General features: G+C 61.9%; 18 protein-coding genes. 16 read left to right on the top strand and 2 right to left on the bottom strand.

What is annotated here, in order from left to right:
• The first annotated feature begins 527 nt into the window (after window positions 1-527).
• From HMPREF2674_RS02900 to HMPREF2674_RS02840, 13 genes are all read left to right on the top strand, one after another.
• On the top strand, window positions 528-2,504 hold the full coding sequence (locus HMPREF2674_RS02900) for a glycosyltransferase (RefSeq protein WP_070824766.1): 1,977 nt from the start codon (window positions 528-530) through the stop codon (window positions 2,502-2,504).
• Window positions 2,504-4,462, top strand: coding sequence for a polysaccharide biosynthesis protein (locus HMPREF2674_RS02895; protein WP_049347169.1), 1,959 nt, complete (start codon window positions 2,504-2,506; stop codon window positions 4,460-4,462). The genes HMPREF2674_RS02900 and HMPREF2674_RS02895 overlap by 1 nt, the downstream gene beginning before the upstream one ends.
• A gap of 109 nt (window positions 4,463-4,571) precedes the next feature.
• Window positions 4,572-5,885, top strand: coding sequence for an MraY family glycosyltransferase (locus tag HMPREF2674_RS02890; protein ID WP_070824765.1), 1,314 nt, complete (start codon window positions 4,572-4,574; stop codon window positions 5,883-5,885).
• A 329-nt stretch (window positions 5,886-6,214) separates the two neighbouring features.
• Window positions 6,215-6,457: a hypothetical protein gene (locus HMPREF2674_RS09435; RefSeq protein WP_210400120.1), complete on the top strand. Its 243-nt coding sequence runs from the start codon at window positions 6,215-6,217 to the stop codon at window positions 6,455-6,457.
• 29 nt (window positions 6,458-6,486) lie between these two features.
• The gene (locus tag HMPREF2674_RS02880; RefSeq protein WP_070484171.1) at window positions 6,487-6,747 is read left to right on the top strand and encodes a hypothetical protein; all 261 of its coding nucleotides are present in this window, start codon (window positions 6,487-6,489) and stop codon (window positions 6,745-6,747) included.
• Window positions 6,748-6,859: 112 nt separating this feature from the next.
• Window positions 6,860-7,657, top strand: coding sequence for a F0F1 ATP synthase subunit A (gene atpB / locus HMPREF2674_RS02875; protein WP_070824763.1), 798 nt, complete (start codon window positions 6,860-6,862; stop codon window positions 7,655-7,657).
• Between the two features lie 157 nt (window positions 7,658-7,814).
• Entirely contained in the window at window positions 7,815-8,018 is a 204-nt protein-coding gene (gene atpE, locus HMPREF2674_RS02870; protein ID WP_049347173.1) for an ATP synthase F0 subunit C, read from the top strand.
• Window positions 8,019-8,069: 51 nt separating this feature from the next.
• Entirely contained in the window at window positions 8,070-8,627 is a 558-nt protein-coding gene (locus HMPREF2674_RS02865) for a F0F1 ATP synthase subunit B (protein WP_049347175.1), read from the top strand.
• Complete coding sequence (locus HMPREF2674_RS02860; protein WP_049343638.1) at window positions 8,627-9,439, top strand: F0F1 ATP synthase subunit delta; 813 nt, start codon at window positions 8,627-8,629, stop codon at window positions 9,437-9,439. Before HMPREF2674_RS02865 ends, HMPREF2674_RS02860 begins: the two co-directional genes overlap by 1 nt.
• A 188-nt stretch (window positions 9,440-9,627) precedes the next feature.
• Window positions 9,628-11,253, top strand: coding sequence for a F0F1 ATP synthase subunit alpha (gene atpA, locus HMPREF2674_RS02855; protein ID WP_049333664.1), 1,626 nt, complete (start codon window positions 9,628-9,630; stop codon window positions 11,251-11,253).
• A gap of 75 nt (window positions 11,254-11,328) precedes the next feature.
• On the top strand, window positions 11,329-12,270 hold the full coding sequence (locus tag HMPREF2674_RS02850) for a F0F1 ATP synthase subunit gamma (protein ID WP_070824762.1): 942 nt from the start codon (window positions 11,329-11,331) through the stop codon (window positions 12,268-12,270).
• Between the two features lie 56 nt (window positions 12,271-12,326).
• Window positions 12,327-13,790 carry a F0F1 ATP synthase subunit beta gene (atpD, locus tag HMPREF2674_RS02845; protein WP_049343626.1) on the top strand — a complete coding sequence of 488 codons (1,464 nt, stop codon included), beginning with the start codon at window positions 12,327-12,329 and terminating at the stop codon, window positions 13,788-13,790.
• Window positions 13,791-13,792: 2 nt separating this feature from the next.
• Window positions 13,793-14,050 (top strand): ATP synthase F0F1 subunit epsilon, encoded by a 258-nt coding sequence (locus HMPREF2674_RS02840; RefSeq protein WP_049333657.1) that lies wholly within the window; start codon window positions 13,793-13,795, stop codon window positions 14,048-14,050.
• Between the two features lie 155 nt (window positions 14,051-14,205).
• Here the strand turns inward: HMPREF2674_RS02840 and nucS are convergent, their stop codons facing one another.
• A complete protein-coding gene (gene nucS / locus HMPREF2674_RS02835) occupies window positions 14,206-14,919 on the bottom strand; it encodes an endonuclease NucS (RefSeq protein WP_070824761.1) in 714 nt (237 codons plus the stop codon).
• Between the two features lie 69 nt (window positions 14,920-14,988).
• On the opposite strand from nucS, the gene HMPREF2674_RS02830 reads away from it, so the two are divergent.
• Together HMPREF2674_RS02830 and HMPREF2674_RS02825 are read left to right on the top strand one after the other, a co-directional pair.
• Complete coding sequence (locus HMPREF2674_RS02830; RefSeq protein WP_049333654.1) at window positions 14,989-15,315, top strand: hypothetical protein; 327 nt, start codon at window positions 14,989-14,991, stop codon at window positions 15,313-15,315.
• 109 nt (window positions 15,316-15,424) lie between these two features.
• A complete protein-coding gene (locus HMPREF2674_RS02825; RefSeq protein WP_049333652.1) occupies window positions 15,425-16,240 on the top strand; it encodes an alpha/beta hydrolase in 816 nt (271 codons plus the stop codon).
• A 115-nt stretch (window positions 16,241-16,355) separates the two neighbouring features.
• Here HMPREF2674_RS02825 and HMPREF2674_RS02820 read toward each other — a convergent pair whose 3' ends face one another.
• A complete protein-coding gene (locus HMPREF2674_RS02820; RefSeq protein ID WP_049343618.1) occupies window positions 16,356-17,642 on the bottom strand; it encodes an AI-2E family transporter in 1,287 nt (428 codons plus the stop codon).
• Window positions 17,643-18,003: 361 nt separating this feature from the next.
• Here HMPREF2674_RS02820 and HMPREF2674_RS02815 point away from each other — a divergent pair, with 361 nt between their 5' ends.
• Window positions 18,004-18,993, top strand: coding sequence for a co-chaperone YbbN (locus HMPREF2674_RS02815; RefSeq protein WP_070824760.1), 990 nt, complete (start codon window positions 18,004-18,006; stop codon window positions 18,991-18,993).
• The last annotated feature ends 247 nt before the right edge of the window (window positions 18,994-19,240 follow it).

The raw sequence follows: 19,240 nt of genomic DNA, 5'->3' as shown, positions 1-19,240 counted from the left end.
TTACCTCTCAAAAGCCCGCGGTCGGTGCGGGGAAAAACAGGGTCATTTCAACTTTCGCATATTTGCACCGGTTATGGTGAATTGTTGGGGCGGTGACCGGTTTTTGGTCGCTTTTTCGCACGACGGGCACAGCTCGGGCACAGGGGAGCCATCGAAAACAGCCTTGAAAACATTGGCTGAACGACACCTTGCTTCGCCGCGGGCCGTAATACCCGCCCGCCACCTATGTCTCCGCCTAATCCTTAGGGATAATTCATCCTCCGGTGAAGGGTGAACTGCCGTGGGCCGGCGCAGTCCGACATACGGAAAAACAACCGATTGAGGTTGAATATGCGTCATAATGGGTGCGTTAGTGGGGGAAGATTCACCTCGAGGTGAAGACCCCGGTAAAATGGTCACTTTGGAGAGTTATATCCTCATACATGAGCGTCGCGGGCACCGCCGAAACACCCGGTCCCCGCACGGAGAAGGATTATGCCTCAACGTTGAACGGATAAGGTGCCTCGGCGCCGCGGAGGGAGAACACTATGGCAGAACAGCACAGCGACCGACCCGCGCCTGCCCAGCACCCCGCCGAACATGACGGTCAGCACGAACCCCGCACCGTCGCGGTGGTCGTAACCTACAACCGTCGCGATTTGCTACCCAAGACCCTGGCGGGCATCGCCTCGGGCCGGATGCGCCCGGTCGCCGTGGTCATCGTCGATAACGCTTCCACCGATGACACCGCCGCATACCTGGACTCCCTGGAGTACGACCTGCCGGTGGACCGCATTACCCTGCGGCAGAACATGGGCGGCGCCGGCGGTTTCGCGGTGGGCATCGACCGCGCCCTGGAACGCCACAACCCCGACCTCGTGTGGGTCATGGATGATGACACCGAGCCGACCGAGAACACCCTGGCCGAGGCCGCTGAGGCGTGGCTCGGCTACTCCGAGGTTCCCGCCGAACGCCCCGCGGTGGTGGCCTCTCGCGTGGTGTGGACGAACGGTGAGGACCACCCCATGAACACCCCTCGCACGATGTTCGCGGCGGGGGAGCAGCGCCACGCCCGCGCCCGCGCGGTGGGGGCCCGCCCGATTCGTAGCGCCTCCTTCGTCTCGATTCTCATGGACGCGCAGGCCATCCGCCGTAACGGCGGCCTGCCCATCGCCGAATTCTTCATCTGGAACGACGATTTCGAATTCTCGACCCGCCTGATTCACCACCGCGACGGCATTGCGGTGCCTTCCTCGGTGGCGAAGCACCACACCAAGACCTTCGGCACGACGAACGCTAACCCCGGCCCGCGCTTCTATAACGACGTGCGCAATAAGCTGTGGGTGTTTACGCGCTCGCGTACCCTGAACCCACTGGAAAAGCTGCTCTACGGTGGTTCTTCGGCCCGCCTGTGGGTCTCCACCCTGCTTCGTACCGACGACCGCCGTACCTACCTGGGGTACTTCCTGAACGGTCTGCGTGACGGCCTGCGCCCGCCCGCCCCGAACCGCCGGGTGCTGGAGGGCATCTACCCGCTGACCTTCCCGGGGCGCTACGGCGTTCCGGCCTCGAACCCCGAGCCGGTCGTGACCGGGAACGCCGGGGCCGCTGGATGCGTGAGCTCCGCCCCCGACTTCTCGGTGCTCATGAGCGTGTACGCGAAGGAGAACCCCGCGTACCTGGAACAGGCGCTGGAATCGAATCTGCTGAACCAGACCCTGCGCCCCTCCGAGCTCGTGCTGGTCCTGGACGGTCCGCTCACCCCCGAGCTGCGCGCCGTGGTGGACCGCTGGGTTGCCCGCGCCGAGAACCTGGATTGCCCGCCGATTCAGCTCGTGGAGCTACCGCAGAACGTGGGTTTGGCCGAGGCCCTGAACGCGGGTCTGCGGGCCTGCAACTACGAGCTGGTGGCGCGCGCCGATTCTGACGATATTTCCGAGCCCACCCGCTTCGCCGAGCTGATTCCGGCCCTGGCCGCGGGTGGCTACGCGCTACTCGGTTCGGCCATGCTCGAGGTCAACGAGAACAACTCGGCGGTCGAATCGGTTCGCGAGGCCATCGTCGAGCCCAAACGACTGCTCCGCGCCATGGATTCGCGCAACCCGATCTACCACCCCTCGGTGGCATTCCGTAAGAGCGCCGTGCAGACCCTCGGCGGTTACGAGTACGTGCCCGGTGCCGAGGACTGGTGGCTGTGGATGCGCCTGCGCGACGCCGGCTACCGCCTGGGCAACCTGCCCGCACCTCTCGTGCGCTACCGCGTGGGCGCCGGCGCCTACACGAAGCGCGGGGGAGTGGACGCCTGGAAGCAGGACTGGGCGATTCAACGCCGACTGTACACGGGCCACGCCATTTCGAAGGCCCGCTGGGCGCAGAACATGGCGGTGCGCAGCGTGTACCGCTTCGTGCCCGAATCCCTGCGCCGCAACGCTTTCCGCGCGCTGTCCACCGTGGCCGCACGCGCATCCTCTACTCGCTCATCTTCGGACCGTTTCACCGGTGCCGCATCTGAAGGAGGCTTTTAATGGCCCAGCTGAAATCTGACGCCCACGAGGCGGTACGACGTGCTGCTCAGCGCGGCACGCTGATGACGGAGGGCGATTCCGGAGCCGTTCTGGTGAATCGTCTGTACGAGCGCAAGCCGTGGTGGCTGATTGCGCAGGCGCTGATTGACTCGAGCGCCTGGGTTCTTGCGGTGCTGTTCGCGTACATGCTGCGCTATAGCGTGCTACTTAGCAATGGCTCGGTGTTTGACATCATCCACCCCATTTCGCTGACGATTACGGCCGCCGGGGCGGTGCTGCTACAGCTGATTTTCGGTTTGGCGGCAGCCAAGATTTATAACGGCGTGTACTCCTACGGATCCTTTGACGAGTCGTGGCGCGCCGCGGCGGCGGCGTTGAGCACGGGCGTGGTGCTGACCGGTTTTTCCTTTGTGGATGAGCTTGTTGGCCTGCCGCACATTCCGCACAGTGTGCCCGCGATTGCCGCGGCGTTCAGCCTGATTATGATGGCCGGTGCCCGCATGGCCAAGCGCGTCTATACCGAGCGCGGCGCGGTGCGTGAGCTGACGGGCGAACCGGTGATTGTGTACGGCGCCGGTTTCATCGGCGGCATGGTGATGGATTCCATGCTGCACGATGAGGAGGCGAAGCTGCGCCCCGTGGCGGTCTTCGACGATGACCCGCTGAAGGCCGGCACTAAGTTCCACGGTATCCAGGTGATTACGACCTACCGCGAGCTTGAGCGAGCGATTCGCGAATCGGGCACTCACAAGGTGATCGTCACGATTTCCGATATGCCGGAGGACTATTTTGAGGCCTTCTGCGAGCGCATGCGTCGCCTGAAGGTTGAGGTGCAGCGTATCAGCAGCGCGAACGCCCGCCTGATGGGTGAGCGCCTGGTGAACGCGAGCGATAACGACCTGATGCGCGTAATCCGCGGTGAGATTAACTACGATATCGATCGCGATATCCTCCGTTCGTACCTGCACGGCAAGCGCGTTCTGGTGACGGGTGCTGGCGGTTCGATTGGTTCTGAGCTCTGCCGCCAGATTAGCGAATTTGAGCCCGAGACCCTGATGATGCTCGACCACGACGAGACTCTGCTGATGGACACCAAGGTGTCGATTACGCACGAGTCAAGCCTGGACGACGACCGCATCATCCTCGCGGATATTCGCGAGGGCGATACCCTGCTGGAGATTTTCCGGGAGCGCCGCCCCGAGGTGGTGTTCCATGCCGCCGCGCTGAAGCACGTGTCGGCGCTGGAGGCCTACCCGCAGGAGGCCTGGAAGACGAACTCCCTGGGCACCCTGAACGTGCTGCGTGCCGCCGAGGCTGTGGGCGTGAAGACCTTCGTGAACGTCTCGACCGATAAGGCGGCGGACCCGAAGACGGCCCTGGGCCAGTCCAAGCGCGTGGCGGAGCGCCTGACCGCGTACTTTGGCGAGAAGACCGGCAACACCTACGTTTCGGTGCGATTCGGCAACGTGTTTGGTTCGCGCGGCTCGATTAAGCCGCTCTTCACCAAGCAGATTCTCTCTGGCGGCCCGATTACCCTGACCGATAAGCGCGCGACCCGCTACTTCATGCTCATCGCGGATGCCTGCCTGCTCGTGATGCTGGCCGGTGCGATTGGCCGTCCGGGCGAGGTCATGGTGCTGGACATGGGGCAACCGGTCAAGATCCTGGACGTGGCCAAGGCGATGCGCCAGGCCTACGAACGCTACGACGTTGAAATCAAGGAGATTGGCCTGCGCAAGGGCGAGAAGCTAGACGAGACGCTCTTCGGCGATACGGAGAAGCTCGTGCCCAGCGAGGAGAACCGCTACATTTCACGCTCGAGCGCGCCGGCCCTGAACCCGGACGAGCTGGATTACGAGCTGTGGATTCAGAACTACCGCGAGCACAGCGGCTACGAACGCCACGGCCTGGAGCGCGCACCCGATCCGCGCACCCTGGAGAACGCGCAGACCTTCTAAACGACCGGCTCTTCGGCGCCGCCCCCTATCGGAGCGTCTTCCCGGTGCCCCGGGGCCGGCAGAGCCACACGATAAACACATTCACGAGACAGTACGACCCGGAGCCATCATGACCTCCTTTCCCGAGCTAACGAGCATTTTCGTTCTTGCGGTGATTGCCGGTGCCCTCCTGCCCTTTGCGGTGCGTCCGATTCTGCACCGCTACGACATGGTGGACATCCCCAACGAACGGTCCTCGCACACCACGCCGACCTACCGCGGCATGGGCCTGGCGACGGCCGCGGCGACCCTGCTGGCTTTCCTCGTGGCGACCCTGCTGGGCTGGACCTACCGCTCCGCCGAGTCCCTGCAGCTGGCCATCACGATTGCCGCCGCCATGCTTTTCTCCCTGGCCCTGGGCTGGCTCGAAGATATTCGCGGCGTGAGTATCGTTCGTCGCGCTGCCCTGCAGCTGGTCATCGGTGTGCTGGTGAGCGTCAGTTTTGCGACGGTTCAGGGTACCAACCCGCTGCTGGTGGTGGTCGGTGCCGTGTTCATCGCGGGCTACATTAACGTGGCCAACTTTATGGACGGCATCAACGGCATCTCGGGTGCTCACGGCCTGGTGGCCGGTTTGGCGTACGCGCTGACCGGTTGGATGGTCAACCTGCCCTGGCTGGCTATGGCGGGTGTGGCGGTGGCCGGCGCGTACCTGGCGTTTCTGCCGTGGAACGTGCGCCCGGGCAAGAACGTCTTTCTGGGGGATGCCGGTTCCTACGTGCTGGGTACGGCCCTGGGTACTCTGGCGGTGGGCGCCTGGTTTGCTGACGTTCCGGTGCTGCTGGCCTTCGCTCCTCTCGTTACCTATCTGGCCGATGCCGGTTCGACTCTCTTCCGCCGCTTCATGGCGGGGGAGCAGTGGTACAAGCCGCACCGCACTCACGTGTATCAGCGCCTGACGGACGTGGGCTTCAGCCACCTGGGATCGACCGCGGTGGTCACGGGCGTGACGATTTTGGTGTGGGTCCTGCTGGCCTTCGCCTCCGACCTGTACACCTCGGGTGCTGGTTTTGCCGCGCTCGGCGTGGTGCTTGTGGCGCTCGCCGTGCTGGCCGTGTACCTACGCATGCCGCAGCTTTTTGGTGGTGAAGCCCCCAGCTCAACGATTGACCTGACGAAGGCGGCGAAGGGCGGCTCCTCTGCCGAGGCCGGTACCCCCTCGTCGGCTTCTCCCGCGGAGCAGCCGGCAGCCCCGAAGAAGGCGGGTCGGGGCACCTCGTCTTCTTCTGCGACCGGTGTTCCCGCAACCCCGGAGCGGGTGGAACCGACCTCTCTGCATCCCGCGCCCATCATTCCGGACTCGGTGAAAGATTGCGCGGAGCAGCCTTCTAATGAGCACTCTTCTGCGCCTCAGTCGAAACAGAACCGTGGGGAGAAACACTAATGGTGTCTAAGTCGCCACAACCTCAACAGGAGGCTGTAGCAGAGCCTGTCTGGAGGCGCGTGGCCGATGTTCTGTGGTACCCACCCGCGGAGCGTAGGAGGCAGCGGGAACGTCGCCGAGAGCGTGCCCGGGTAGGACTGAGGGCATCTTCTTACGAGAGTCAAGAGCTTTCCTGGAAATTTTTGTTCTACAGGGTATCGGCATGCTCTTTGCTGGCTTGGTTCGGCGGTATGATGAGTGCGTGCCTGTTTGCGGGCCCCGTGGGCGCGCTAGGAATAACATTGGGCTTTCTGATAATCTATATATGCTTCACTCTGGGCGTATTGGTTATGCTTGTTGCTCCCATTTTCGACTGGGGCGTACCCAAATCGCTGGTGGTGAGCTACCTTGTGAAGATTGCCCTGCTCGGTCTGGTGTTGATGTTTGTTCCGTTCCCAGAGAACATGAGGCACGGTTGGACTCTCGCAGGCGCATGCACCGGCGTGATTCTGTGGATTGTTATTGAGACAGTCAGCATTGCACGATTGAGAATTTTGTACTTCGACACCGACTCGGAAGACCATAGTCGGTAACACGATAGGTGTTTGAAAGGAATATACGTTTGGCCGAGGAGAAGAAGTGGTGGGACGGAGATCGAAAGCTTCGCACCACCGGAGAATTGGTATCCGGCGGAGGTCTCTCCGGCGCCGTGATGTCAATTCTCTACCTGATCATCGGCGTTGCGGTGTGGGGAGGTATTGGTTACCTCGGTGACCTGGTCTTCTCCACCACCTGGATGGTATGGGTTGGCGTCTTAATCGGCGCCATCGGGGGTTTAACCCTCGTCTTCACCCATATGGCCAGGCAGAATACGGACCGCTAGGTCATTGAACGCGGACCGCTAGGTCACACATTCATCCATGTAGTTAGCATGTCAGTCACGCAAGAGCTGGCATGGGCTCTTGATAGCCACAAGCAGCAAGAAAGGACTTGCTTTGATCGAGAACGGGTTGATCCTCGCGGAAGCCGGGGCCTATGTTCCGCCAAACCCCGAAGACATGCATCTTCCCCCCTTCTTCACCATTGGTGATTTCGCCTTTGGTAAGCAGAACGCGCTGGTGCTACTCTCCGTGGTGATTATTGCGGTCTTCTTCCTCACCGCAGCGCGCAAGCGTGCCATGGTTCCCGGAAAGACTCAGTTCATCGCTGAGTCCGGCTACCTGTTTGCTCGCAACACCCTCGGCAAGGAAACCCTGGGTGTTCAGCACTACAAGCCTTTCGTCCCGATTCTGTTCGCCTCCTTCTTCTTTGTTCTGGTGAACAACCTTTACGGCGCGATTCCGTTCATCCAGCTGCCCTCCTTCTCCCACCCCGGTAGCGCCTACGCGCTGGCTGGCGTGGCATACCTGACCTGGGTCGGCGTGGGCATCAAGCGCAAGGGCCTGGGCGGCTTCTTCAAGGACATCACCATGCCTGCGGGCCTGCCGTTCTGGATCTACCCCATTCTGATTCCGATCGAGTTCTTCTCGAACATGCTGATTCGCCCCGCAACCCACGCACTGCGTCTGTTCGCCACTATGTTCGGTGGTCACGTGGCGCTGATGGTTGCATCCAGCATGGTGACCTACATGGTTGAGGCTCTGGGCGGTATCGGCTACCTGGCTGCTATTGCTCCCGGTGCTCTGGGCATGTTCCTGTACTTCCTGGAATTCATGATTCAGTGCATCCAGGCTTATGTGTTCGCTCTGCTGCTGGCTGTGTACCTGCAGGGCTCGGTTTCTGAGGGACACTAATCGGTTCGCTGACACTTTAGATTTTTATTAGGTTTTCGCGTTCGTCATTGGGCGTGAATAAAGCAACCCACACGTTCACTGTGCGGGTTATTAACTCAAACCAAACTCTGTTCGGTCCGGGTATGTTCCCGGTCGAACACTGTTGAAAGGAAAAATAATGGTTGGTTCCATCACTGCGGTTGGCTACGGTCTGGCAGCTATTGGCGGCGGCATCGGCGTGGGTCTGATCTTCGCGGCATACATGACCAGCGTTGCTCGTCAGCCCGAGTCCCAGAAGACCCTGCAGCCCATGCTGTTCCTGGGCTTCGCAGTGGTCGAGGCACTGGCAATTCTGGGCCTGGTTCTCGTCTTCATCAAGTAACCGGCTCCGCCACATCCTAAACGACCCATCCCATAGAACAGGATTCCCTCCATGATTTATCTGGCAAGCGAAGGGGGAGCGGAGGCAACTTCGAACCCCCTCATTCCCGACGTCGGGGAAATTGTCATTACCCTCATCGGATTCCTGATCCTCTACTACATCGTTGCTAAGTACGTCGTCCCGGCGTTCGAGAAGATCTACCAGGACCGTAAGGAAGCAATCGAAGGTGGCCTTGCCAAGGCCGAGAAGGCACAGGCAGAGGCTGCAGCGGCTCGCGATGAGTACACCCAGCAGCTCGAAAGCGCTCGACTGGAGGCTCAGAAGATTCGTGAAGAGGCACGCGCAGAGGGCGAGGCAATCATTGCCGACGCTCGCGAGCGTGCAACCGCTGAAGCACAGCGCATTAGCGATAACGCGCTGAAGGCTATCGAGGCAGAGCGTGCGGCAGCAGCAGTGTCCCTCCGTTCCGAGGTTGGCACTCTGGCTACCACCCTTGCCGGCAAGATTGTGGGCGAAGCCCTCAACGATGATGAGCGATCGGCCCGTGTGGTAGATCGTTTTCTTGCTGACCTTGAAACCGAGAAGCAGAACGCAGGTGCGGCTCGGTAATGGCAGGAGTATCTACTGAATCACTGAGCAAGGTGGAAGAGGTTCTGGAAGCCCACGCTTCCCTGCAGCCTCTGAAGCTTGCGGGCGAGCTTTTCGCACTGGTCGACGTGCTCGACCACAACGGCACCCTTCGCCGCGCCGTCACCGATTCTTCGCGTGACGCAGCGGCCCGCCAGGGAATCGTCAATTCCGTTTTCGACGGTAAGATCTCTTCGCAGGCCATGGCTGTGCTCACCAACGCGGTGGCTCAGCGCTGGTCCGAGGATTCCGACCTGTCGGATGCTCTGGAACGTGCAGCGGTGCTCGCCGTGATCGCATCGGCTCAGTCTCGCGGTGGCGTGGATGCCCTGGACGAGGTACTCAACGAACTACTCACCTTTGTGCGTACCGTTGATTCCAACGCTCAGGCGCAGGAAGCGCTGTCCGACCATCAGGCAAGCAAAGAAGCAAAGAAGAAGCTCGCCGTGGCGCTCGGTGGCCCCGCCACCACCGCCGAGGGTGTGCTTCTGCTCGAACGAGTTGGCTCTAATCCTCGTGGCCTTCACGCCGCGCGGGCTGCCGACGAGTTCGCAGAAATCATCGTCAAGCGACAGAACCGTTACATTGCACGCGTTACCAGCGCAATCAACCTGTCGCAGGCACAGCTTGAACGTCTCGGTCGTGCACTCAACGCCGTGTACGGCCGCGAGCTGAAGCTCGACGTTTCGGTGGATCCCGCCGTTCTGGGCGGTTTGCGTGTTCAGGTGGGCGACGAGGTGATCGACGGTACCGTCGAGACCCGTATGTCCGACCTGTCTCGTTCCATCGGCTAGCGGCTCAAGCTAGCGACGCTGAACCGTTCGTCGCAACGGTGATTTAGAAGATACCTCGGGTAGGCGGGTGCGCGGCGTATGCCTCCTCCAACGCGGAGGCGGCATGGCCCGCCCGTTGAACCCGAATTGCAAGTTTCGGTTAGTTCCATTGATGGAACGTAACCACAATGAGAGAGCAGGGACACAAGATGGCCGAACTGACCATCAATGCCGACGATGTCCGTAATGCGCTGAACGAGTTTGCAGCGTCTTACGAACCCGGCAATGCAGAACGTGTTGAGGTGGGTCGAGTTGTATCGGCCTCCGACGGTATCGCTCGCGTCGAGGGTCTGCCCTCGGTGATGGCGAATGAGCTGCTTCGTTTCGAAGACGGCACCCTCGGCCTCGCACAGAACCTGGATACCCGCAATATTGGTGTGATTGTCCTGGGTGACTTCACCGGTATTGAAGAGGGTCAGGTTGTACACCGCACCGGTGAGGTTCTCTCGGTGCCCGTTGGCGACGCGTACCTCGGTCGCGTTGTTGACCCCCTGGGTAACCCGATTGACGACCTGGGACCCATCGAGGCTGAAGGCCGTCGCGCACTGGAGCTGCAGGCTCCCGGCGTGACCCAGCGTAAGTCGGTTCACGAGCCGCTGCAGACCGGTCTGAAGGCAATCGACTCGATGATTCCGATCGGCCGCGGTCAGCGTCAGCTGATCATTGGTGACCGCCAGACCGGTAAGACCGCTATCGCGATCGACACCATCCTGAACCAGAAGGACAACTGGGCTTCCGGTGACCCGGACAAGCAGGTTCGATGCATCTACGTGGCCGTTGGCCAGAAGGCATCCACCATTGCGGCTGTCCGCCACACCCTGGAGACCCGCGGCGCGCTGGAGTACACCACCATCGTGGCATCTCCCGCATCCGACGCAGCCGGCTTCAAGTACCTGGCACCCTACACCGGTTCGGCTATCGGCCAGCACTGGATGTACGGCGGCAAGCACGTCCTCATCATCTTCGACGACCTGTCGAAGCAGGCAGAAGCATACCGCGCCGTGTCCCTGCTGCTGCGTCGCCCGCCGGGACGTGAAGCATACCCCGGTGACGTCTTCTACCTGCACTCCCGCCTGCTGGAGCGTTGCGCTAAGCTCTCCGATGACCTGGGCGCAGGCTCAATGACCGGCTTCCCGATCATTGAGACCAAGGCAAACGACGTTTCCGCCTTCATCCCGACCAACGTCATCTCCATTACTGACGGCCAGATCTTCCTGCAGTCCGATCTGTTCAACGCTAACCAGCGCCCGGCAGTGGACGTCGGTATCTCCGTGTCCCGCGTTGGTGGTGCCGCACAGACCAAGGCTATGAAGAAGGTCTCCGGTACCCTGAAGCTGGAGCTGGCACAGTACCGTGCGATGGAAGCGTTCGCGATGTTCGCATCCGACCTGGACGATGCCACCAAGGCTCAGCTGACCCGCGGTTCCCGCCTGACCGAGCTGCTGCGTCAGCCGCAGTACACCCCGTACGCCGTCGAGGAGCAGGTTGTCTCCATCTGGGCTGGCACCAACGGCTACCTCGACGACATTGAGGTCTCCGACGTGCTGCGCTTCGAGGCAGGCTTCATCGAGTACCTGCGTCACAAGACCTCGGTCCTGACCGACATTGCCTCCTCCGGCAAGCTTGAGGACGACACCGTTGCCGCTCTGAAGACCGCGGTGACCGAGTTCAAGCAGGGTTTCCAGTCTGAGGGCAGCAGCCACCTCGTTGACGCAGGTCACGAGGAGCACAAGGCAGCTCGCGATAGCGACATCACCCAGGAAACCATCGGTTAGCGATTAGTCCTCGCTCCCTGCCCGCCCCGGCTCTAGGGTCGGGGCGGGGCAGACGAGCAGGAGAAAGGAAGCTCTATGGGAGCCCAGATTAGGGTTTACCGACAGAAGATTGCTTCGACGTCGTCCATGAAGAAGATCTTCAAGGCGATGGAGATGATCGCGACCTCCCGCATTAACAAGGCTCGTAACGCTGCTCAGGCAGCTGGCCCTTACGCGAACGCTCTGACCCGCGTGGTGACTGCGGTTGCGACCCAGAAGGGTATTCAGCACCCGCTGATTTACAAGCCGCACGAGTTTGGCACCTACGAACACCGCCGCTCCGCAATCCTGGTCGTCACCAGTGACCGCGGTCTGGCCGGCTCGTACTCCTCCGCCATCCTGCGCCGCACCGAATCTCTGATTGAGAGGCTGCGCTCTAACGGCCAGGAGGTACAGCTGTACCTGGTGGGCCGTAAGGCCAAGTCGTACTTCGAGTTCCGTGAGCGCCCCTATGCCCGTGCGTGGGAGGGCCACACCGATGCACCCCGCGTCGAAACCGCCGTCGAGATCCGTGACGCGCTGCTCGAAGCCTACGATCTGCCCTTCGAAGAGGGCGGCGTGGACGAACTGCACATCGTGTACACCGAATTCAAGTCGATGGTTGTTCAGGAACCCAAGATCCTGCGCCTGCTGCCCATCCACGTGGGTGACGCAAAGGCTATGGGTGAGGAAATCGTTCCCGATCAGGAACTGACCAAGGCTGAGTACGAGCAGGCGGCATCCTTCGAGTTCGAGCCCTCCGCTGAGGAAGTGCTCAACGCGCTGTTGCCGCGCTACGTCGCCTCCCGCATCTTCTCCTGCCTGCTGCAGGCAGCGGCAAGTGAGCTGGCATCCCGCCAGCGCGCAATGAAGACCGCGGGTGACAACGCTGAGACGCTGATTACCAAGTACACCCGTTTGATGAACAACGCACGTCAGGCGGAAATTACTCAGGAGCTCTCCGAAATCGTGGGCGGCGCAGACGCCCTCGGCTCCTAGTATTGGTACGCCAACGAAGCCATCAACTGTCCAAACTTTCTAAGTAAGTGAGAAATATGACTGCCACCTACAACGATTCGGTCTCCGCACCGACTCAGGGCGCAACGGGTCGTATTGCCCGCGTCATCGGCCCCGTGGTCGACGTCGAGTTCCCCGCCGGTCAGGTCCCCGAGATTTACAACGCTCTGACTACCGAGCTGACCCTCGACGGCCGCACCCGCACCATCACCTTCGAGACCGCTCAGCATCTGGGCGACTCGATTGTTCGCGCCATCTCCCTGCAGCAGACCGACGGCCTGGTCCGCGGTCAGGCTGTGGTCGACACCGGCGCACCGATTTCCGTTCCCGTCGGTGACGGCGTGAAGGGTCACCTCTTCAACGTGCTCGGTGACGCCCTCGACGTGCCGAACTCCGAAATCAAGGCCGACACCTACTGGCCGATCCACCGTGCCGCCCCCGGCTTCGCGGAGCTGGAAGGCTCCACCGAGATGCTGGAGACCGGCATCAAGTCCATCGACCTTCTGACCCCCTACATCAAGGGCGGTAAGATTGGTCTGTTCGGTGGTGCAGGCGTGGGTAAGACCGTGCTGATCCAGGAAATGATTACCCGTGTGGCTCGTAACTTCGGTGGTACCTCCGTGTTCACCGGTGTGGGCGAGCGTACCCGTGAGGGTAACGACCTGTGGGTCGAAATGGAAGAGGCAGGCGTTCTGAAGGACACCGCCCTCGTGTTCGGCCAGATGGATGAGCCCCCGGGAACCCGTCTGCGCGTGGCACTGACCGGTCTGACCATGGCGGAGTACTTCCGCGATGTGAAGAATCAGGACGTGCTGCTCTTCATCGACAATATCTTCCGTTTCACTCAGGCAGGTTCTGAGGTTTCCACCCTGCTGGGCCGTATGCCCTCCGCAGTGGGTTACCAGCCGAACCTCGCCGACGAAATGGGTCTGTTGCAGGAGCGCATCACCTCGACCCGCGGTCACTCCATCACCTCCATGCAGGCAATTTACGTGCCTGCGGATGACTACACCGACCCGGCGCCGGCAACCACCTTCGCGCACCTGGATGCGACCACCGAGCTCTCTCGTGAAATCGCATCGCGCGGTCTGTACCCGGCAATTGACCCGCTGTCCTCCACCTCCCGAATTCTGGACGCACAGTACATCGGTCAGGAGCACTACGACACCGCAATTCGCGTGAAGGCTATTCTGCAGGAAAACAAGGAACTGCAGGACATCATCGCAATTCTGGGTGTGGACGAGCTATCCGAGGAGCAGAAGATTGTCGTGGCTCGCGCACGTCGTATCGAGCAGTTCCTCTCCCAGAACACCTACACTGCAAAGCAGTTCACCGGTGTCGAGGGTTCGACCGTGCCGCTGAAGGACACCATCGAGTCCTTCCAGATGATCTGCAACGGCGATGTGGACCACATCCCCGAGCAGGCCTTCTACAACATTGGTGGTATGGACGACGTCATGCGCCGCTACGAGGAAATCAAGGCACAGACTGGAGCTAAGTAATTATGGCTCTGAAGGTTGAAGTTGTTTCCCGTGAGCGCACGGTGTGGACCGGTGAGGCGAACTACGTTCGCGCACGTTCCGTCGACGGTGAGCTCGGTATTCTGCCGGGCATGATCCCCACCTGCGCACTGCTGGCACAGGACGGCGAGCTGCTCATCGAACCTGTTGAGGGCGAAACCATTAAGACCACCCTCAACGCTGGTTTCTTGACCGTCTCGAACGATCACGTGACCATCGCCGCCAAGCACGCACGGGTCTAGGTCCCGCCTGGACTCGGTGATATAGCAATCGCCGGTGCCCGACCTCGCAAGGGGTGAGGCACCGGCGATTGGCGTATCCGGGCTACATCGTGTGCGCAGAAAGAGGGACGCTTCCCAAAGCACAGGAAGCACCCCTATGAGTTGTCTAGAGCTGCTTAGAACAGGCGGTCCGCGCTGTCGTCCACGCCGCGCATGGCGTCGTAGTCCAGGCTCACGCAGCGGATGCCGCGGTCCTCGGCCAGGGTGCGGGCCTGCGGTTTGATGGTCTGAGCGGCGAATACGCCCTGCACCGGCGCTAGCAGCGGGTCACGGTTGAGCAGCTCCAGGTAGCGGGTGAGCTGCTCAACGCCGTCGATATCTCCCACACGCTTGAGCTCGACCGCCACGGAGACGCCGTGCGCATCCTTCGCCATGATGTCGACCGGGCCAATCGCGGTGGGGAATTCGCGGCGCACGAGGGAGTAGCCCTCGCCCAGGGTGTGGATCTGCTCGGCGAGCAGGCGCTGTAGGTCGGCTTCCACGCCGTCCTTGATGAGGCCCGGGTCCACGCCCAGGTCGGTGGAGTGCTCGTGCTCGATGCTGTAGATGCGAATGAGCAGACGGTCGTCGCTCTTGGCGGCCTGCACCGTCCAGAGCTGCTGAACGTCGGGCTCCAGGTCCTCACGGATGCTCTGCGGAACGTCCTCACGCTCAGCCACCAGCATGGAACAGGGAGGGCTCATCCAGTTCAGGGGCTTGTAGGAGCCGCCGTCGGAGTGAATGAGAACCGAGCCGTCGTTCTTCACCATGAGCAGGCGGGTGGCGCGAGGAAGGTGGGCGCGCAAGCGGCCCTCGTAATCAACGGAACATTCAGCAATGACAATACGCATCCGTCCACTCTAGCAGGTATCCGCAGCCTCGGGGGAGAGGGCAGGAGCGGGCGCGGTAGAATAGGGCTCATGGCACGTAAGAATCACCCCGGTAAGCGAGCGTCCGGTACCACCAGCGATAAGTGGCACCGTAGCGCACCCGCGGGACGGGACATCAGCAGGATTCTTGACCCCGCGCCCCGCCTGGAGAGCGACCGCTTCGGCGATTGGCTCGTGCAGTACATTCCGGCGGTGAACGCCCGTAAAACCTACACATGCCCCGAATGTTACCGCCCGATTCCGCCGGGAACCGCGCATCTGGTGGTGTGGCAGGAGAGCCACACGCTGGGACGTTCAAGGGCCATCGACGAGCGCCGGCACTGGCACCAGCACTGCTGGAGGACCCGCCGCAAATAGCCGCGGCAGAGCATCGCGTCGGGCAATCCGGCACCCAGACGCTAGAACCCCCAACGTCAGAAGAATGACAGACGCGCACGCGCGTACATCTCAAGAGTGAAGGAACCCCATGAGCACCGCAGAGGTTACCCGCGAGCAGGAATTCGATCCCGCCCGCTACGTCTTCAGCACCCCCGCAGAACCCACCCCCATTAAGGCACGCACCGTGCTACCGGCACGCCGCGAGAACTTCGTCGTGACCACCGCCGACGGCAAGCGCCTGGTCGGCGAGCTGGCCCTGCCCGAGGGCGAAATCAAGGCGACCCTGGTGACCTTCCACCCGCTGCCCACCCACGGCGGCTACATGGACTCCCACGTGTACAAGAAGGCGTCATTCCGTTTGCCGGCCCTGGCGAACATCGCGGTGCTACGCTTCAACACGCGCGGCACCTCCTCGATTCGCGGCACCAGCGAGGGCGTCTTTGACGGCGGCTTCGCCGAGAAGAAGGACTTCGACGCAATCCTGAAGTTTGTGCGCGAGCGCGCCCTGCCGAACCCCTGGCTGGTCGGTTGGTCCTTCGGCACCGAGCTGGTGCTCAAGTACGGCCCCGAATACGCCGGCGAGTTCACCGGCGCGATTCTGCTCTCCCCGCCGCTGCACCGTGTGCACCCGGCCGAGCTGGACGAGTGGAACAAGATCTCGAACCCGCTGTACGCGCTGGTCCCCGAGCACGACGACTACCTGCAACCTCCCGCGGCCCGCGAGCGCTTCGCCGCCGTGCCTCGCACTCACGTGATTCCCTTCGAGGGCTGCAAGCACCTGTGGGTGGGCGAGAAGTCGGTGCAGCAGGTGCTCAACACCGTGGTGAGCATCGTGACCGGCACCGAAACCGAGCTGCCCACCGAATACAGCGGCCCCGTGGCGGAAGAAATTACCGAGCTCTAAAGGTTCGGTATAAAAACACGGCATAAAACATAAAGGCGGCGGCTTTGGATGGAGAATCCAAAGCCGCCGCCTTCTTGCCTCCGGTGCTTTCCCGCGGGGAAGCGAACGTGAAACCTTAGAGCTGGTCCTGGCGAGGAATGAACACCTCACGCACCAGAATCAGCATGGAAGCCGCCGCCGGAATAGCAATCAGTGCGCCCAGCACGCCCCAAAGCGCGCCACCGGCAGCCACCGAAATAATCGCAACACCGGCAGGGACCGACACAGCGCGAGCCATAATACGCGGAGAAATCAGGTACGCCTCCACCTGCAAGTACAGGAAGTACGCCACCGCAAACCACAGCGCCATGCTCCAGCCCTGGGTCAGCAGAATCAGCGAGGTCAGAATCAGCGCCACCACGCCGCCAACCAGCGGGATGAAGGCCAGAATTAGGATGACGATGGCCATCAACTGGGGGAAGCTGAACCCCAGGAAGAGCATGGTGAAGAATGCGAAAAGGGCGTTGCAGATGGCCACCATAGCCTGGCCCATCACGTAGTTACCCACCGAGTCGGTGATCTTATCGGTGATGTACTTGACGCGGGCGCGCTTGGAACCCGGCGCCAGACGCACACCCCAGGCCTTGATGGTGTTCATCGAGGTGAGGAAGTACAGGGACAGGAACAGAACAATAATTACGCCGGTCACGCTCTGCGCCAGGGTAGAACCGGCAGACAACAGGCTCGACATAAAGCTATTGACCTGCGAGGAAGAGAACGTTGACTCCAGGAACTTGGGGACGTTCTCATTCACCCAGCTGCTGATGTTAAAGCGCTGATCGAGCTCGTGGTACCAATCAGAATCGATAGTGTTTTGGTAAATATTCGGGGCATACTGCACAAACTTGGAGGCCTGCTCGCTAATAATCGGGCCGATGCTCATCACCAGGGCGGCAACGGCACCGGCAAAACCGGCGAGAACCACGATCACACCGATGTTGCGCTTAATGCCCCAAGCCTCCAGGCGACGCACAATCGGGTCCAAACCCAGCGCAATGAAAATAGCGCCGGTCACCCAGCCCACCAGGGCACCCACGTTATTGAAGATGTAGTAGGCCAGCAGGGCCAGACCCACACCGACGGTCATGAGGAAGCCGAACGCGACGGGGTTGTGCATCATGGAGGTCTTGCCGTTGCCGAGGACCTTCGGCGGCGGGGGAGTATCGCTACCGGCCGCCGACACCACGGGTAGAGTGTCGGTCGGGGGCATAGACGCGCGTCGGCGGTTGGAGCGCACCTGGCTGATGCTCTCGGTCAGATCGGTGAGGGTACCCGTCAGCTGATCGGCGAGGGATTCTTTCTTGTGGTGTTCCTCGGAATGCTGGTCCCCGCCATCGCCGGAGGGGTGCTTCTGATTGCTCATACGGGTCCTTTTCGAGGGAATCGGAGGTTCGTGCGTTGCGACGTCGCGTATGTCTGCGGCGTTTCTCTACTGTGCCATTCTACCGGCTCACGGCCGTGATGGTTGTGCCCACCGCGACGGGGCCGACACGTGAGAGTTCGGTTGCACCAACCACGCCCCATCGGTTCGGATGTGCTGAGAGCTAAGGGGCGGGAGTTATTGCCCCCGGGCGAGCCGAAACGGAGATAATGGAAGGGAGAGCCGCAGCAGATTGGGCTATCGCGCGAGAACGTCCGGGCTCAAAGCCGTCGTGAACGACGTGCGCGGCACGAGAAGTTGAATGGCGGGAAACGCCGAACAACGTGAACGGAAGGAACGCAGGATGAGCATTATCTTTGACCCGGCAGACCGCGGGCAGAACAACGCCGCACGGGGTGGGGCGCAGGCTGCGCCGGCCGAGGCGAACATCCCCGCCTCGGTGCGCAACGCCGTGGAGCTGAACCCCACCTCCGGCACACAGGGGTCCGCGGCATCCTCGGGCAATCAGCCCGATGCCCCCGCCGCCCCCACCTGGCGCTACGACGTGAACACCCCCGAGGAGTTCCAGAAGTTCGTGCAGCTCTCCAGCCAGGGCGCCGTAATCTTCGCGCTCTACGCGCCCCATTCACCGTCCTCACTGCAGATGCTCGAGGGCGTGCAGAAGCTTGTGGACTCCGCCGCCGGATCCATGATTTGCGCCGCCGTGGACATCACCAAGCTGCCCGAGGCCGCGCAGGCCTTCGGCGTGAGCGGCGTACCCGCCGGCGTGGCCGTGCTGGGTGGGCGACCCGCCCCGATCTACACCGGCCCGGTCAGTGCCGAGGACCTGGCCGATGTGCTCTCACAGGTTCTGCAGCTCGCCGCCCAGTACCAGCTGCCTGGCGGTTTTGACCCCGCCGTCCCCGAGGACGAAAAGCCCCTGCCGCCCCTGTACGCTGAGGCTGTGGCCGCCCTGGATCGCGGCGACCTGCCCGCCGCCCGTGAGGCCTACCGCAAGGCCATCGCCGAGAATCCCGGCGATAAGGAGGCGAAACTCGGCCTCGAGCAGGTGGAGCTGCTGGCCCGCGTGAAGGACCTGGATCTGGCCACCGAACGCGCCGCCGCCGCATCCGACCCGCTGAATATTGAGGCGGCCTTTAACGTGGCCGACCTGGATCTGGTGGGCGGCCACGTGGAGGATGCCTACAACCGCCTGCTGCGCCTGTTCAGCGCGGTTGGCCCCGACGATAAGAAGCGCGTGCGCGAGCGCCTCGTGCAGCTCTTCGACGTGGTCGGCGCCTCGGACCCGCGCACGGTGAAGGCGCGTGCCGCGCTGACCATGGCGCTGTTCTAAAGAGGCTCCCCGGCGCGGCCGGGGCAACCTCCGGGGTACCCACCGGAGAATCGTATGGAATGGTGTGCAATAGGCGGGCCGCCGCCTCGTCGACCTGTAGTGTCGGCGGGACGACGGCCCGTTTGCGTGCGTAACGCACCGGCAGGGTAGGGCGCAGCCTCTTCGTCTTTGGGATGCTCTGCGGACGGCCTCTCTGCGAATGGCCCCAAACGCTCGAGCTGCGGACAAAAGACGTTTTTTTGAGCAT

Source organism: Rothia sp. HMSC062F03, assembly GCF_001836905.1.
Taxonomy (GTDB): Bacteria; Actinomycetota; Actinomycetes; order Actinomycetales; family Micrococcaceae; genus Rothia; species Rothia mucilaginosa_A.
Note: the sequence above shows the minus strand (reverse complement) of the source record. Positions and strands in the feature narration are given on the sequence as shown.

Coding starts and splice junctions, on each gene's coding strand:
- HMPREF2674_RS02900 (WP_070824766.1), top strand. CDS start 528: ATGGCAGAACAGCACAGCGACCGACCCGCGCCTGCCCAGCACCCCGCC.
- HMPREF2674_RS02895 (WP_049347169.1), top strand. CDS start 2,504: ATGGCCCAGCTGAAATCTGACGCCCACGAGGCGGTACGACGTGCTGCT.
- HMPREF2674_RS02890 (WP_070824765.1), top strand. CDS start 4,572: ATGACCTCCTTTCCCGAGCTAACGAGCATTTTCGTTCTTGCGGTGATT.
- HMPREF2674_RS09435 (WP_210400120.1), top strand. CDS start 6,215: ATGCTTGTTGCTCCCATTTTCGACTGGGGCGTACCCAAATCGCTGGTG.
- atpE (WP_049347173.1), top strand. CDS start 7,815: ATGGTTGGTTCCATCACTGCGGTTGGCTACGGTCTGGCAGCTATTGGC.
- HMPREF2674_RS02865 (WP_049347175.1), top strand. CDS start 8,070: ATGATTTATCTGGCAAGCGAAGGGGGAGCGGAGGCAACTTCGAACCCC.
- HMPREF2674_RS02860 (WP_049343638.1), top strand. CDS start 8,627: ATGGCAGGAGTATCTACTGAATCACTGAGCAAGGTGGAAGAGGTTCTG.
- atpA (WP_049333664.1), top strand. CDS start 9,628: ATGGCCGAACTGACCATCAATGCCGACGATGTCCGTAATGCGCTGAAC.
- HMPREF2674_RS02850 (WP_070824762.1), top strand. CDS start 11,329: ATGGGAGCCCAGATTAGGGTTTACCGACAGAAGATTGCTTCGACGTCG.
- atpD (WP_049343626.1), top strand. CDS start 12,327: ATGACTGCCACCTACAACGATTCGGTCTCCGCACCGACTCAGGGCGCA.
- HMPREF2674_RS02840 (WP_049333657.1), top strand. CDS start 13,793: ATGGCTCTGAAGGTTGAAGTTGTTTCCCGTGAGCGCACGGTGTGGACC.
- nucS (WP_070824761.1), bottom strand. CDS start 14,919: ATGCGTATTGTCATTGCTGAATGTTCCGTTGATTACGAGGGCCGCTTG.
- HMPREF2674_RS02830 (WP_049333654.1), top strand. CDS start 14,989: ATGGCACGTAAGAATCACCCCGGTAAGCGAGCGTCCGGTACCACCAGC.
- HMPREF2674_RS02825 (WP_049333652.1), top strand. CDS start 15,425: ATGAGCACCGCAGAGGTTACCCGCGAGCAGGAATTCGATCCCGCCCGC.
- HMPREF2674_RS02820 (WP_049343618.1), bottom strand. CDS start 17,642: ATGAGCAATCAGAAGCACCCCTCCGGCGATGGCGGGGACCAGCATTCC.
- HMPREF2674_RS02815 (WP_070824760.1), top strand. CDS start 18,004: ATGAGCATTATCTTTGACCCGGCAGACCGCGGGCAGAACAACGCCGCA.